This is a genomic window from Paraburkholderia phosphatilytica (genome assembly GCF_003443895.1).
Lineage (GTDB): Bacteria > Pseudomonadota > Gammaproteobacteria > Burkholderiales > Burkholderiaceae > Paraburkholderia > Paraburkholderia phosphatilytica.
This window is the reverse complement of the sequence record NZ_QQOA01000029.1, coordinates 1-14,958: the sequence shown is the minus strand read 5'-3', so window position 1 is coordinate 14,958 and position 14,958 is coordinate 1. Positions and strand designations below refer to the sequence as shown.

Below are 14,958 nucleotides of genomic sequence, written 5' to 3'. Positions count from 1 at the left end.
ATCCTTAGCCCTTGATCGCGCCGGTCGCGATGCCGCGCACGAACCAGCGTCCCGACAGGAAATAGACCGCGAGCGGCACCAGCGACGTCAGGATCGTCGCGGCCATGTTCACGTCGTACAGACGCTCGCCGGTCGTCGTGTTGATGATGTTGTTCAACTGCACCGTCATCGGCAGGTTGTCGGTGCCGGCGAACACGAGGCCCAGAATGAAGTCGTTCCAGATGCCGGTGACCTGCATGATGATCGCGACCACGATGATCGGCGTCGACATCGGCAGCATCAGCTGCACGAAGATGCGCCAGAAACCGCCGCCGTCGATGCGCGCCGCCTTGAACAGCTCGAGCGGAATCGCCGCGTAGTAGTTGCGGAACAGCAGCGTCATGATCGGCATGCCGAAGATCGTATGAATGATCACGATACCCGGCAGCGAGCTGAACAGATGCACGCTCGCCAGCACGCGCACGAGCGGATAGACGAGCACCTGCACCGGAATGAACGCGCCCGCGAGCAGGATCGCGAACAGCACGCCGGCGCCGCGCGGCCGCCAGAACGACATCGCGTAGCCGTTCACCGCGCCCACCGCGATCGAGAAAATCGTGCTCGGCACGACGATGCGCACCGAGTTCCAGAAGCCGACGCGGATGCCGTTGCAGTCGAGCCCGGTGCACGCGGAAAGCCACGCGTCGCGCCACGGCGCGAGCGTGAAGTGGGCGGGCAGCGCGAGCAGGTTGCCGAGCCGGATCTCGCTCATCGGCTTCACCGACGTGACCAGCATCACGTAGAGCGGCAACAGGAAGAACAGCGCCGAGACGATCAGGAACGCGTAGATGCCGACGCGCGCCGGCGTGAAGAACGGGCGCTTCCTGCGCGGCGCGCGTTTTTCGGTCAACGAGCGTGGCGATTGCGAGAGCGTGTTCATCACACCGCCTTGCGCAGCGAGGCGCGGCTGCGGGCGTAAAAGAACGGCGCGAGGATCGCGAGCACCGTGACGAGCAGCACGATCGAAGCCGCCGACGCGAGCCCGATGTTCGCGCGGTTGAACAGATAGTCCATGATGAACTTCGCGGGCACTTCGCTCGCGGTGCCGGGGCCGCCCTGGGTCATCGCGACCACCGCGTCGTAGAGCTTGACGATCATCACGAACAGCAGCACGAACGCGGTGGTGATCGACGGTCCAAGCATCGGGATCACGATGCTCGCATACACGCGCCAGCGCGGAATGCCGTCCACACGCGCGGCTTTCCAGATCTCGTCGTCGATGCCGCGGAGGCCCGCCAGCATCAGCGCCATCACGAGGCCGGACGCCTGCCAGACGGTGGCGATCACGACCGTGTAGATCACCATGTCCTGCTGCACGATCCAGTCGAAATGCGCATGCGTGAAGCCGAGCCGGTGCAGCACGTGCTGGATGCCGAGCTCCGGATTGAGGATCCATTGCCACACGAGCCCGGTCGCGACGAACGACATCGCGTACGGATACAGGAAGATCGTGCGCAGCACGCCTTCGGCCGTCACGCGCTGGTCGATGAAGATCGCGAGCAGCGTGCCGATCACGAGACAGCCGGCGATGAAGCACACGCCGATCACGATCATGTTCTGCAGCGACAGCAGCCAGCGCGCGTTGTGGAAGAGCCGCGCATACTGCTCGCCGCCGATGAAGTCGTCGACGGGCAGCGAGTGCGAGTTGCTGAGCGAAATGCGCGCGGTCCACAGCATCGTGCCCACGTACGCGAACACGACGGTCACCACCATCGGCAGGAGCGCGATCCACGCGGCCACCGGAAAACGGCGGCCGAGCGGCCGGCGTCCGCGCTTTGCCGGGGCGGCTGTACGCGCGGTGGAAAGGGCGGACGTGATGGCGGCTTTCATCTTCGTGGCGTTGGCGGCGACTAGCCCTGGATCGCGCCTGCGAAGGCCTTCTGCGCGTCTTCCGCGGACTCGTTCCTGTTCCAGTAGTTCGTGATCACGTCCTGCAGCGCGCCCTGCACGTCAGGCGAGATCAGCATCTCCGGATTGGGTAGCTGGCGCGACTTGTCCTTCATGATCGCAATGCCTTCCTTCGCGCACATGTCGAGGCTCGACGTATCGACGTCGGGGCGGATCGGGATCGAACCTTTCTTCGCGCTGAACGCGACCTGCGCGGCCGGCGACGTCATCACGGTCGCGAGCAGTTGCTGTGCCTTGACCTGCTCCGGGTTGTCCGTCTTCGGGAACACGAACACGTCGCCCGCCACCATGTAAGGCGAATGCGGCCCGAAGCCGGGGAAGCAGCCGAAGTCCTTGCCGGGTTCCTGATGCGCGGCCGAGAACTCGCCCTTCGCCCAGTCGCCCATGATCTGCATGCCCGCCTTGCCGGAAATCACGAGCGCCGTCGCGTCGTTCCAGTTACGGCCCGGCGAACCCGCATCCACATAGTTGTGCAGGCGCTTGAACGTGACGAGCACATTCTTGAATGCAGGCGAATTGACGGCGTTGACGTCGCGGTCGCGATACACCTTCATATAGAGGTTCGTGTCGAGGTCCGCGAAGATCGCATCGAACGTGATCTTTTCCTGCCATGCCTGGCCGCCTAGCGCGAGCGGAATCAGGCCCGCGGCTTTCAGCTTGTCGAGATCGGCGAAGAGCTGGTCGAAGTTCTGCGGTTCGCCGCCGATGCCGGCCTTCTGGAACGCCGCCTTCGAATAGAAGAACCAGTCCTGCATGTGGATGTCGACCGGGGCCGCGTAGAAGTGCCCCTTGACCTTGATCGCATCGAGAATGGACTGCGGGAAGATCGCGTTCCAGTTCTCTTTGGTCGCGACGGTATCGACGTTGTTCAGCATGCCCTGGTCGATCAGGTCGTGAAACTGCTTCGACGTGTTGAACTGCGCGGCGGTGGGCGGATTGCCGCCGACGATCCGGTTGATCGCCGCCGCGCGCGCCTGGTCGGCGCCCGCGATCGCGTTGTCGACCCACTGGCCGCCCGCCTGGTCGTACGCATTGGCGAACTGCCGGATCGCGGCCGATTCGCCGCCGGAGGTCCACCAGTGGATCACGTTTGCCTTGAGCGGCGCATCGGCCTCTGCCGTCGTATTCACGACGAGACCCGCGATGCCCGCGACGGCCATCGCGACGGCAACAGTGACGGTGCGCACGATCCTGCGTTTGCTGTTCATGCTGTCTCCAGTGGGCGTTGCGCCCTGGTTTTTTTCACGTCGATCGATGATCGCGTGCCGTCATGGCCGGGCAACGGCAATGATTGTGGCACGTCCGGGACTGCGGTGGAGCCGGTGTTGCGCCGCATGGTGCCTGGCGTCGCTGTCACGTTCGTGACGCGCGGTTCAGGTGCGCGCGTCGCGCTCCGCGAGGAACTTCGCGATCAGATGGGCGCTGCGCTTGAACGTGCGTTCCTGCGTGCGATAGTCGACGTGCACGACGCCGAAGCGTCGCTCGTAGCCGAACGCCCACTCGAAGTTGTCCATCAGCGACCAGATGAAGTAGCCGCGGATGTCGACGCCGGCCTTGATCGCCTGATCGACCGCCGAGAGATGGCGCTTGAGGAATGCGATGCGCTGCGGATCGTCGACGCGGCCGTCGACGACCTCGTCGTCCGAGGCCATGCCGTTTTCGGTGATGTAGATGGGCGGCAGCGTCGGGTAGTGTCGATGGAAGCCGACCAGCAGGTCGCGCAAACCATCGGGATGCACTTCCCAGCCCATCTGCGTACGCTCGACGCCCGTGAGCGGCGCCTCGACGAAACCGTGCGCGCCGTCGCTGCGCACATTGGTACGGAAGTAATAGTTGATGCCGAGGAAATCGAGCGGCGCGGCGATTTTCTCCATGTCGCCCGGCAGCGCGAGCGGTTCGGTGCCGGGCCACAGCTCGAAGAGCTCATCCGGATAGCGACCCTTGAGGAGCGGATCGAGAATCCACGCGTTGTGCTGCACCTCGAACAGATGCGCGGCGTGGCGGTCCGCGTCGCGGTCGGTATCGGTCGTACCGCGCCCGACGTTCGCGACGATGCCGACCTTCGCGCGCGGGTCGTTCGCGCGCAGCACCTGGACTGCTTCACCATGCCCAAGCAAAAGATGATGCATCGCCTGCGTCGCGAAGCGGCCGTTCGCGAGCCCCGGCGCATGATGGCCGTTGCCGTAGCCGAGATACGCGGAGCACCATGGCTCGTTCAGTGTCATCCACGCGTCGACCTGGCCCGTCAGCTCGCGGCTCATCAGATCCGTATAGTCGGCGAAGCGGTGCGCGATATCGCGGTTCAGCCAGCCGCCGCGATCCTCCAGATACTGCGGCAGATCCCAGTGATACAGCGTGACGAAGGTCTGCAGGCCTTTTTCTTTCAGGCGGCCGAGCAGGCGTTTGTAGAAGTCGATGCCCTTGCGGTTCGGCTGGCCGCGTTCGTCCATCACGCGCGGCCACGCGAGCGACAGCCGGTACGCATCGACGTTCAGCGCCGACAGCATGTCGAGGTCGCTTTCCCAGCGGTGGTAGTGATCGCACGCCACTTCGCCGGTATCGCCCGCGAGCACCTTGCCGGGCGTGGCCGAGAAGGTGTCCCAGATCGACGGCAGACGGCCGTCTTCGTGGACCGCGCCTTCGATCTGGTAGGACGCGGTGGCGGTGCCGAACAGGAAGTCCCGGCGCCACATTGCGGAATCGGAAGCCGGGGTGAACGGATCGTCGGACGAAAGACCGGGGACGGCGAGGGCGTCGGTTGCCACGAGACCTCCTGTTCGAAGCGCGTCGGTGAACGGAACCAGCGAAATTGGTGCAGCGGGTGGTTGGCGCGCAGGGTGTGGAAGCGCTTCCACTCAACCTGGCCACGATAGCAGCGGCGAATTCCGGCGGGCAATCAGGGTTTTTCTGGAGGCGGGAGCGGGGTGTTGCGGAGCGGGCAGAGCGCCGCGGTTATGACGGTGCGCGCTGCGCGCAGATGAGGGCGATGGTCAGGACGCGGCGCCTGAGCCGGATTTCAATGCCGTGACAGGATGCGAAATTGATATGGATGCCGAATCAATCGCGCGTGATGTCTTTCATCAGCAGGCGGTTGTCGCGGCGGCTGCGTATCGTGACATGCGCGACGCGCGTGGAATCGACCAGCATTTCGATCGCGCGGGCCGTGAACGCGAGGCACAGGATGACCGTCAGGAAACCGCTCGCCGTCACGATCGCCGCCCGATAGGCCGGCGAGGTCTGGTCTTCGATATGCAGACGCCAGAGGTCCGGCAGATGCAGCAGCGCCCAGCCGGCGCCGGCGGCAACCGCGGCATACAGCGCGAACGACAGCACGCTGACCAGCAGCGTGCACAGGCGGCAGGCGGACCACCAGGCTTTGCGAGCGACGACGTTCATGGAATCCTCCCGGGGCGGCCATTCTTCAGACAGGATCAAGCGGGTCTTGTGTCTCTTTTGTCGGCATATGCACGGTGGTTCTTTAGCGACGAATGCGTGTACGCGTTTTGCGTTTCCGCCGGGCCTTGCCGCAATGGGATTTCGCAGTATGCGGGAGTCCTTACCGTAAATTTCTCGTGTGCGGCGCTTGCGTGCCGCTTGAAGTGAGCGAACCCGCGAGCCAACTCACGAGCGTCGCGCAAACCGCGGTGCGGATACATAACACGACGGATCGTCGCAGCCAATCGAGTCCTCACGCGTCGGGCGATCGGCGCGAGTTTCTGAAATTCGATCCTGTATCGCACATGCGCCCGCCTATGATGGTTAATCCAGACCCGAGGAGATTCGTCATGAAATTCATCGTCCAATGGAAAGGTCTGCCAACCGTACAAGCGTCCGCCATAGAGCGTTTCTTGGAAACCGGCGGCCGTCCGCCGGCGGGTGTCGCGTTGCTGGGGCGCTGGCATGTGATCGGCGAATTGAGCGGGTTTGCGGTGGTCGAGGCAGCGGACACCAGTGGCCTCGCGGCCTGGGTGCTGCAATGGGGCGATCTGTTTTCGTTCACATCGGCCCCCGCGCTGACCGACGAGGAACTCGGCGCAGCGCTGTCCGCTTACAAGGCCGCCTTGCATTGAGCAGGTCGACCCGAACGGCCGCGCTCGCCGCTTCGCAGTACGCGAAACGCGAGATCGCGGTGACCAAGGGCCCTTCAGTAACCCCCGACGCTGCCGTTAACACGTCGGTCAAGGCGCATTGATGCGTCCTGGCACGTGCCGCGCTGAGAGACGCGGCCGATGCCGGCGGCCCCGGTCACACCCATCGTTCAGCAAGCATTCGGCCGCTGTCCAACAAGAGCGCTAAGAGCATTGCCGCGCATAACCGATAACAAGCGCGCAGAGGGCCAATCATGAATGCTGCTTACAACCCGCTATTGACGGGTCTGTCTGTCGTCGTCGCTTTCCTCGCGTCGTTCACCGCACTGGAAAGCGTCGCGATGCTGAACACCGTGACGAGCCGCCGTCAGCGCGCCGTCTGGCTGGCCGGAAGCGCGTGCGCGATGGGCGCCGGCATCTGGTCGATGCACTTCATCGGCATGATCGCGCTCACGTTGCCGATCGCGGTCGGCTACGAAATCGACGTCACCGCCGCATCGCTCGCGCTGGCCGTGCTCGCTTCGTTCGTTGCGCTCGCCACTGTCAGCCGCGATGGACTTTCGCCGCGGCGGCTCTTCGCGGCCGGCACCGTGATGGGGCTCGGCGTGGCGGCGATGCACTACACCGGCATGGCCGCAATGCGGATGTCGCCTGGCATCGACTACGACCTTGGCCGGGTGGCGCTCTCCATCGGCATCGCGATCGGCGCGTCGATCGCCGCGCTGTGGCTGGCGTTCCAGCTACGCGATTCCGCCCGCGACAACATCGTCTGGAAGCGGCTCGGCGCGGCCGCGATCATGGCGTTCGCGATCGCCGGCATGCACTACACTGGCATGAGCGCGGCGACCTTCGCGCGCGGCAGCATCTGTCTCAGCACCCACAAGGTCGACGCGAACTGGCTGGCGCTGACGGTCGGCGTCGCGTCGAGCTGCGTGCTCGTCGGCACCTTGTGTCTGTTCGGCCTGCAGTCGAGCCGGCTGGCCGCGTCGCTCAACGAGGCGACCAACACCATCCGCCGTCTCGGCACGCACGACCCGCTCACCGACCTGCCCAACCGCGCGTACCTGATGTCGCGCGCCGACGAACTGTTTACGCGCAACGCACGCGTCGCGCGCGTGCTGGCCGTGCTCTTCATCGATCTCGACGGTTTCAAGGCGGTCAACGATTCGCTCGGTCACCGGACCGGCGACGATCTGCTCAAGCAGGTGGCCGCGCGCCTCTCGGCATGCGTGCGCAACGACGACGTGGTGGCGCGGCTGGGCGGCGACGAATTCGTGATCGTCGCGGGCAACCTGCGCGACGAGCACTCCGCCGACGCGATCGCGCACAAGGTGCTCGCGAGCCTCAGCGAAGAGTTCCTGCTGGATGCGTCGATCCCGGTCCGGATCGGCGCGAGCATCGGCATTGCGCTGGCAACCGCCGGTGCCGCATCGCTCGACGCGCTCCTGAGCGACGCGGACTGCGCGATGTATGCCGCGAAGCGAAGCGGGCGCAACACGTTCCGGCGGTTCGAGCAGAGCATGAACGAGTCCGCGCTGAAATCGCTGCAGATCCAGCGCGATCTGCACTTTGCGCTGACGCGAGAGGAATTCAAGCTGGTGTTCCAGCCGAAATTCACGGTGGACGGCAATTCGCTGACGGGCGCCGAGGCGCTCCTGCGATGGGATCACCCCGTGCTCGGCGACGTGCCGCCGCTCGAATTCATTCCGGTCGCGGAACGCGCCGGTCTGACGATCCCGATTGGCGACTGGGTGCTGCGCAAGGTGTGCGCGCATATCGCCGCGTGGGACGAGGACGGGCTGTCGCCCGTGACGATTTCAGTGAATCTTTCAGCGTTGCAGTTCAATATGCCGCGCGTCGTGGAGCGCATCGATGAAATCGTGAAGGCAGCCGGCGTGTCGCCGCAACGATTGATGTTCGAGATCACCGAGGCGACCGCGATGCAGGACGTGAAGCGCACGAGCCGCGTCATCGGGTTGCTGCGCGATCGTGGTTACTCGGTTGCGCTCGACGATTTCGGTACCGGTTTTTCGAGCCTCGGGCATCTTCAGGACTTCAGGGTCGACCAGATCAAGGTGGACCGCTCGTTCGTCAGCGATCTGGACGATACGTCGTCGAAAGGCTCCGCGTTGCTGTCGGCGGTGGTCGCGCTCGCGCGCGTACTTAGCATCGAGGTCGTCGCGGAAGGCGTCGAAACGGTCGCGCAATCGCTGAAGCTGCTCGCGCTGGAATGCGATCAGATGCAGGGCTTTCTGTGCGGTTCGCCGTTGTCCGACCGGGAGTTTCAGCGCGCGATGTCGGGTTCGATGGCGATGAGCGCGCGGGCGTGACGACGCGCGCGGGCGAGGTGCGCTAAAACCCGCGCTAAAACCTCAAACCGGCGTATAGATCGCGAGCTTCAGCGCCGGATCGTCGTTCGCCTGGAACGTCGCGTATTCGTAGCGTTGCGTGCCGCGTTGCGGATGCTCGAGCACCTTCTGTCCGGACACGCCGCTGCGCACGTCGTGCGCATTCCACCATTTCGCGAACTCCGGACTGCGCGCATGCAGACGGCCGACCAGTTCCACGAACGCGGGATCTTTGGCATGGTGATCGTGCGTCGCTCGAAAGAGCGCGATCATGCGGCGCGCTTCGTCCGCCCATGTGCTTCCAAACAGGCGACGTCCTTCCGGTTCGATGAACATGAAGACGAGGATGTTGCGATCGCTCTGCGCGAGACGGTCGAAGCCGAACAGATCGGCGGCGGCCGGGTTCCAGCACAGAATGTCCCAACGCCGGCCCGTCACATAGGCCGGTAGCGACAGGCTCGCTACAGTGCGCGCGATCGCGGGCGGCACGCTTTCGGGCGCGAAGGCCTCGCGAACGCCGCCGCGCGCCAGTGCACGCAGATGCTCCGCTTCCACCTCGCTTAGCCGCAACGCTTCGGCGAGCGCTTCGAGCGTCGCATCCGACGGACTGACGGTGCGTCCCTGTTCGAGCCGCACATACCAGTCGACGCCGATTCCGGCCAGCTCTGCCACTTCTTCCCGCCGCAGTCCCGGCGTGCGCCGGCGCCGCGCGCTCTTTGGCGTGCGCGCATCGGGGTTCAGCTTTTCCCGCCGCGAGCGCAGGAAATCGCCGAATTCGCTTCGTTTCGTTGCCCGCATGAGTGTCCTTGCGTGTCCTTGCAAAGGGAGGTATGCGCGAATCCTGGGATCGTACCAGGCCTTGCTGGCGATTCTAGGCCCGGCAGAATGATTTCGTCTGGTCACCCTTCGATGGAGCATCACGATGAAAGCAGCAATCCTGAACGCATTCGGACAGCCGCTCGCGATTTCGCGCATCGCGGACCCGGAACTCGGCACCGGCGAGGTGATCGTCGATGTCGCGGCCGCGCCCGTGCTGTCGTACGCGAACGAAGTGTTCAGCGGTGAGCGCCGCTATCCGGTCCAGCTGCCGCTCGTGCCCGGCTGCGGCGCGATCGGACGGCTGAGGGCGAGCGGGCCCGATGCGACGCATCTGCAGCCGGGCGACTGGGTGTTCTGCGATCCGACCGTGCGCTCGCGCGACGACGCATCGATGCCCGACATCCTGCTGCAAGGCTGGAGCGCACGCGGCGAAGGCGGCACGCGTCTGCAGCAGTACTATCGCGACGGTCCGTTCGCGGAACGGATGCGCGTGCCGACCGAGAACGCGGTCCGCATCGGCGACATCGATCCCGACGAAGCCGCGCGCTGGTGTGCGCTCAATACGATGCTGGTGCCGTATGGCGGATTGCTGGCGGGTTCGTTGCAGGCGGGCGAAACGCTGCTGGTGAGCGGCGCGACCGGCAACTTCGGCAGCGCAGCCGTGGCCGTTGCGCTCGCAATGGGCGCGCGCTGCGTGATCGCGCCGGGACGCAATGCGGCTGCGTTGGACGATCTGAAGCGCCGCTTTGGCGAACGCGTGCGAACCGTGAAACTCACGGGCAATGAAGACGAAGATCGCGAACGCATGCGGCAGACCGCGCCCGCTCCGATCGACTGCGTGATCGACCTGTTGCCGCCATCGGTCAGCACCACGGTCGTGCGCGCGGCGGTGATGGCGGTGCGTCCGTATGGCCGCATCGTGTTGATGGGCGGCGTCGGCATGCTGGGTGGAGCGGGGCTCGAGTTGCCTTATCCATGGCTGATGCGCAACGACATCACGGTGCGCGGCAAGTGGATGTATCCGCGCGAAGCCGTGACGCGGATGGCGGGGCTGGTCCGCGCGGGCTTGCTGGATCTGACGCAGGTCGAAGTCACGACGTTCGCGCTCGACGATGCGAACGAAGCGGTCACGCACGCGGCCGCGAACGGCGGTCCGTTCAAAATGACCGTGATCAAGCCTTAACCGCTAACCGGCTCGGGAAGGGTCAACGGACCGCAATTCGCATCGGTCACGAAGAACGCGATCAGCTGCGCGTGGCGCACGGGGTCGGGATTTTCAGCGAACACGTGCAACGTGCCGGGCGGCTCGAAGAAGGTTTGCCCGTGCGTATAGTCGATCGCCGGTTCGCCCTGCAGCTGCGAGCGGATCGTGCCTTCGGTGACGAACACCGTGACGGAGCCCGGATGACGATGCGCGGGCGAAAACGCGCGCGGCGGGAAATCGACGATCGCGGTCGTCACCGTCTTGCCCGGCAATTGCGGCAGCGGCGTGCACGACAGCACGGTGACCTTCGTCGTGGGGCGCGCGGTGTCATGCGCGCCGGCGGACGTGGGCGCGCTTGCGAACATCGGCGCGCGGGTTTCGCCGCAGATGTCCGCCACCCACTGCCGCAACGGCCGCGGCGCCACCGATGCCGCGACGAGCCAGAGCAGCGCGGCCGGCGCCCATGCGGCTCGCAACGGTACGCGCCGCGGCGCGAACGCGCGCAGATTGCCGAACGTGCCTGCAAAAGGAGCGGTGCTCATCGGCTGGCCTTAGCGTCCGCATTCGCGTTCGCACGATCGGCAAGCCGCATTGCCGCGCTCCACGAAAGCTCGCGTTTCGCCTTGTCGCTGCTCACTTCATTGCCATCCTCGGCGATATTGAAGATGCCGCTTGCCGACTGCTGCACCGCCAGCAACGCCGCCCACGCCGCGGCTTCGACGTGCACCGGGCACGCGCCCGACGGCGCATCGCGGCCGGTGCGCGGCCCGTACAGATTGCCGTAGCGCAGCACCGCGCCGCGCAGCGCCGGGTTCGCGAGCACCTGACGTTCGAGCGACGCGACGCCCGCGATCGAGATCGCCCGCGCGCCTTCCGCCGCGAGATCGAGCGGCTGGCTCTCCTTATAAGGCTTGCTGCCGGGCGCATACGCCCACGCGATGCTTTGCGCGACGAGCCGCGTCGCGCCCGCGACGACGGCCGCACCCACCAGGTTGCGCGTGCCTTCGTCGCGGATCCGCGCATTGCGCGCCACCGCGTCGGCCATCCGCGCGGGGTCGAGCGCAGGCGGCAGATCGGTCAGCTGATGTACGACGATCGCGGGCTCCGCGCGCCGCACCGCCTGCAACAGCGCCGCCGCGTCGAATACATCGACGACAGCGGCGGTCGCGCCCATCGCCTCGATTGCGGCCACGCGTTCGGGGCGGCGCGTGCTGCCCACCACCCGATAGCCGGCATCGACCAGCAGCGGTACGAGCACGCTGCCGATGGCGCCTGTCGCGCCTGCCACGAATACGGTTTCGGTCATCGTATTGGCTCCTGTTGACCCGGATGATTCGAATGATTGATAGCACATGGACCACAGCTTACGGCTACGATGTCATAAGCAAAAGAGCCAAGATTGAGGAAAACGACCAGGCCATGATGACGACACGACGAACTGTACGCGCAACGCCCGAAACCACCAGCGCGCATCCCGCATGGGCGGCGCTGCTGCGGCTCGATCGCGCGGTGACCTTGCCGCTGCAGCGGCAGATCTACGAACGCCTGCGTGCCGCGATCGATACGCGGATGCTGCGGCCGGGGGAACGCATCGCATCGGCGCGCGGGCTCGCGAGCGAACTAGGCGTGGCGCGCGGCACGGTCGAGGCCGCGTATCAGCAGCTCGCGGGAGAAGGCTATCTGCTCGCGCGCGGCCAGGCGGGCACGATCGTGTCGCCGCATCTGCCCGACGAAGTGCCGCGCCAGTCCGTGTCGCGCACGCGAAACACGGGGCGCCGCACGCAACGCGCGTCCGTCGCGCAACTGGATTTCACCCCGGCCGCCGAACCACTCCCGTTCCAGCTCGGCATTCCCGCGCTCGGTGCGTTTCCGCGCAAACTGTGGTCGCGTCTCGGCGCGCGCCGGCTGCGCTCGCAGCTGCCCGCCGAACTGTTCTATGGCGATCCGTCGGGTCATGCGCCGCTGCGGCAGGCGCTCGCGGCGTATCTGCTGGTTTCGCGCGGCATTGCGTGCCGGCCGGAGCAGGTGTTCGTCACGGCGGGCTATCGCGCGTCGCTCGGCACGCTCGCGCGGACCTTGCTCGTGCGCGGCGATCGTGTGTGGATCGAAAACCCTGGCTATCCGCCAACGCGCGACGTGCTCGAACGCGGCGGCTATCGCGCGGTATCCGTCGACGTGGATCGCGAGGGGCTCGTCGTCGCGCGCGGGTTGCGCCGTGCGCCGCGCGCGAAGATGGCGGTGGTCACGCCGTCGCATCAGGCGCCGCTCGGCGTATCGATGACGATGCCGCGCCGTCTGCAACTGCTCGACTGGGCCGCGCGCGCCGGCGCATGGATCGTGGAGGACGACTACGACGGCGAGTATCGCTACAGCGGTCCGCCGCTGCCCGCGTTGAAAAGCCTCGATGCGCGGGACCGCGTGATCTACGCGGGCAGTTTCTCGAAGACGCTGTATCCAGGCCTCGCGCTCGGCTATGTGGTCGTGCCGGAGCCGTTGGTCGAGCGCTATGCCGACACGCTGCGCGCCGAATCGAACGGCTGTCCGCCGCTGATTCAGGCGATCGTCGCGGACTTCATCGCGGACGGCCACTTCTCGCGTCACCTGAAGAAGATGCGTCTGCTGTACGCGCGCCGCCGCGAGACGCTGGCGAACGCGCTCGTCGCGGTGTTCGGCGATCAGGTATCGATCGAACTGCAGGCGGGCGGCATGCATCTGATCGCGCGTTTCGCGACGCGCCGCAGCGATCGCGTGCTGGCCGCGAAGGCGCAGCAGGCGGGGCTGAACTGTCAGCCGTTGAGCGAGCGCGTGTCGGACATATCGCGCAACGCGCGCCGCCGCCATGAAGGTGAACGTGTGTCGCACCATCAAGGCCTGCTGATGGGCTTCACGAACATCGCGACGGCGGCGCACGCAAAGCGCCTATGCGTTGCGCTGCGGCAAGCAATCGGTTAGCGCGGAGCGCGGGCTAGCTCCACAAGCCTTGCGATGCCTTCGTCGAGCGCGCATACCTGCCGCGAGCCATCCCGCAGCCGCAGCGACAGCGTGCCGTCGCGCGCATCGCGCTGGCCCACCGCGACGAACGCGGGCACGCACTGATCGAGCGCATCGACGAGCTTGCGTTCGAGCCGCTCCGGCCGGTCGTCGAGCACCGCGCGCAGGTTCGCGTCTTCGAGCTGTCGCATCAACTGCCGCGCGTAGTCGCCTGCCGCATCCGATACCGTCGCGACGACGATCTGCTCGGGCGCGAGCCACATCGGCAGCCAGCCCTCGTGATGTTCGAGCAGCACCGCGATGAAGCGTTCGAGACTGCCGAGCACCGCGTGATGCAGCATGACGGGCCGCACACGCTGGTTGTCCGCATCCACGAACGACACATCGAGCCGCTCCGGCAACACGAAATCGAGCTGGATCGTGCCGCATTGCCAGCGGCGCCCGCGGCTGTCTTCCAGGTGGAATTCGAGCTTCGGGCCATAGAACGCGCCTTCGCCTGCGCGCACGTCGAAGCGCAGTTGCGCGGCTTTGGCGGCCTCTGCGAGCACGGCCTCCGCATGGTCCCAGCCGGCGTCGTTGCCGGCGCGCAGTGCGGGGCGCGTGGCGAGCATCACGTCGAACGATGCGAAGCCGAGCTCGCGATAGACCTGCCTTAGAAGCTCGCAGAAGCGCGCGACTTCGTCGGCGATCTGCGCGGGCGCGCAGAACACATGCGCGTCGTCCTGCGTAAACGCGCGCGTGCGCTTGAGTCCTTCGAGCGCGCCCGAAGGCTCGTCGCGATGGCACGCACCGAACTCGCTGTACCGCACCGGCAGCTCGCGGTACGAGCGCACGCGCTGACCGAACAGCTGCACATGACAGGGACAGCTCATCGGTTTCAGGCAGTATGCGCGCGCTTCCTCGCGATCCGCGAGCGCATACATCGCGGCCTGGAACTTGTCCCAATGACCGCTCCGTTCCCACAGCGAGCGCGCGAGCAACTGTGGCGTGCGCACTTCGCGAAAGCCCGCGCGGCGCATCGTGTTGCGGATGTAGTCTTCGAGCAGCCGGTATAGCATCCAGCCGCGCGGATGCCAGAAAATCATGCCCGGTCCTTCGTCCTGCTGATGAAACAGGTCGAGCCGGTTGCCGAGTTGCCGATGATCGGGATCGTTCACGATGCGCTCCGTCATAACGTTGAGAGGCCGGCGTAAGGAGCGGAATCGTGAACCGTAAACGGCCAGGGCCCCGTCCGTTGCCGGCGGGGCCCTGGAAAAATCTGCGCTGTCTGCTTCTGCTGCCGCTAACGCATGCGATCTCCGGACGACCCGCCAAAGCTGGTGGTCGTCGTGGTGGTGAGCGCGACACTAACGAAGTCGCGAACGGAACGTTGCGGGTTCATGCGAGTTGCTTTAGCAGGTTTAGCGGGTTTAGCAGGTCGATGGTCATCAAGATAACCGGGCATGGGCTTACGCGTCAACCCACCGCCTATTGAGACTTACGTAAGTCATGACATCACCACAGCTCGGCTTGTTTCCAACATGCGACGATGATCGATTTGCGCTTCTGGCCGCTCTTGAGC

The 14,958-nt window shown here is 65.7% G+C and carries 13 protein-coding genes; 4 read left to right on the top strand and 9 right to left on the bottom strand.

What is annotated here, in order from left to right; all coding sequences use genetic code 11:
• Positions 1–4: 4 nt before the first annotated feature.
• The 5 genes from DVS29_RS25655 to DVS29_RS25635 form a co-directional block, all read right to left on the bottom strand.
• A complete protein-coding gene (locus DVS29_RS25655; RefSeq protein WP_118183331.1) occupies positions 5–919 on the bottom strand; it encodes a carbohydrate ABC transporter permease in 915 nt (304 codons plus the stop codon).
• Positions 919–1,752, bottom strand: a complete 834-nt coding sequence (locus DVS29_RS25650) for a carbohydrate ABC transporter permease (protein ID WP_240655798.1) — start codon at positions 1,750–1,752, stop codon at positions 919–921. The genes DVS29_RS25655 and DVS29_RS25650 overlap by 1 nt, the downstream gene beginning before the upstream one ends.
• Before the next feature lie 137 nt (positions 1,753–1,889).
• Positions 1,890–3,155 carry an ABC transporter substrate-binding protein gene (locus tag DVS29_RS25645; protein ID WP_118183329.1) on the bottom strand — a complete coding sequence of 422 codons (1,266 nt, stop codon included), beginning with the start codon at positions 3,153–3,155 and terminating at the stop codon, positions 1,890–1,892.
• Between the two features lie 165 nt (positions 3,156–3,320).
• The gene (locus DVS29_RS25640; protein WP_118183328.1) at positions 3,321–4,712 is read right to left on the bottom strand and encodes a GH1 family beta-glucosidase; all 1,392 of its coding nucleotides are present in this window, start codon (positions 4,710–4,712) and stop codon (positions 3,321–3,323) included.
• Between the two features lie 292 nt (positions 4,713–5,004).
• Positions 5,005–5,343: a hypothetical protein gene (locus DVS29_RS25635; RefSeq protein WP_118183327.1), complete on the bottom strand. Its 339-nt coding sequence runs from the start codon at positions 5,341–5,343 to the stop codon at positions 5,005–5,007.
• A gap of 389 nt (positions 5,344–5,732) precedes the next feature.
• Between DVS29_RS25635 and DVS29_RS25630 the strand changes: the two genes are divergently transcribed.
• Together DVS29_RS25630 and DVS29_RS25625 are read left to right on the top strand one after the other, a co-directional pair.
• Positions 5,733–6,017 carry a DUF3303 domain-containing protein gene (locus DVS29_RS25630; RefSeq protein ID WP_118183326.1) on the top strand — a complete coding sequence of 95 codons (285 nt, stop codon included), beginning with the start codon at positions 5,733–5,735 and terminating at the stop codon, positions 6,015–6,017.
• Between the two features lie 272 nt (positions 6,018–6,289).
• A complete protein-coding gene (locus DVS29_RS25625; protein ID WP_118183325.1) occupies positions 6,290–8,365 on the top strand; it encodes a putative bifunctional diguanylate cyclase/phosphodiesterase in 2,076 nt (691 codons plus the stop codon).
• A gap of 42 nt (positions 8,366–8,407) precedes the next feature.
• Here the strand turns inward: DVS29_RS25625 and DVS29_RS25620 are convergent, their stop codons facing one another.
• Entirely contained in the window at positions 8,408–9,181 is a 774-nt protein-coding gene (locus tag DVS29_RS25620; protein ID WP_118183324.1) for a helix-turn-helix transcriptional regulator, read from the bottom strand.
• 124 nt (positions 9,182–9,305) lie between these two features.
• Here DVS29_RS25620 and DVS29_RS25615 point away from each other — a divergent pair, with 124 nt between their 5' ends.
• Positions 9,306–10,385, top strand: a complete 1,080-nt coding sequence (locus tag DVS29_RS25615) for a zinc-binding dehydrogenase (protein ID WP_118183323.1) — start codon at positions 9,306–9,308, stop codon at positions 10,383–10,385.
• Here DVS29_RS25615 and DVS29_RS25610 read toward each other — a convergent pair.
• Positions 10,382–10,948 carry a cupin domain-containing protein gene (locus DVS29_RS25610; RefSeq protein WP_118183322.1) on the bottom strand — a complete coding sequence of 189 codons (567 nt, stop codon included), beginning with the start codon at positions 10,946–10,948 and terminating at the stop codon, positions 10,382–10,384. The two genes, DVS29_RS25615 and DVS29_RS25610, sit on opposite strands and share 4 nt — an antisense overlap.
• The gene (locus DVS29_RS25605; RefSeq protein ID WP_118183321.1) at positions 10,945–11,712 is read right to left on the bottom strand and encodes an NAD-dependent epimerase/dehydratase family protein; all 768 of its coding nucleotides are present in this window, start codon (positions 11,710–11,712) and stop codon (positions 10,945–10,947) included. The genes DVS29_RS25610 and DVS29_RS25605 overlap by 4 nt, the downstream gene beginning before the upstream one ends.
• 116 nt (positions 11,713–11,828) lie before the next feature.
• Between DVS29_RS25605 and pdxR the strand changes: the two genes are divergently transcribed.
• On the top strand, positions 11,829–13,358 hold the full coding sequence (gene pdxR / locus DVS29_RS25600) for a MocR-like pyridoxine biosynthesis transcription factor PdxR (protein ID WP_118183396.1): 1,530 nt from the start codon (positions 11,829–11,831) through the stop codon (positions 13,356–13,358).
• Here the strand turns inward: pdxR and thrS are convergent.
• Positions 13,355–14,554, bottom strand: a complete 1,200-nt coding sequence (thrS, locus tag DVS29_RS25595; protein ID WP_118183395.1) for a threonine--tRNA ligase — start codon at positions 14,552–14,554, stop codon at positions 13,355–13,357. The genes pdxR and thrS overlap by 4 nt on opposite strands.
• Between the last annotated feature and the right edge of the window lie 404 nt (positions 14,555–14,958).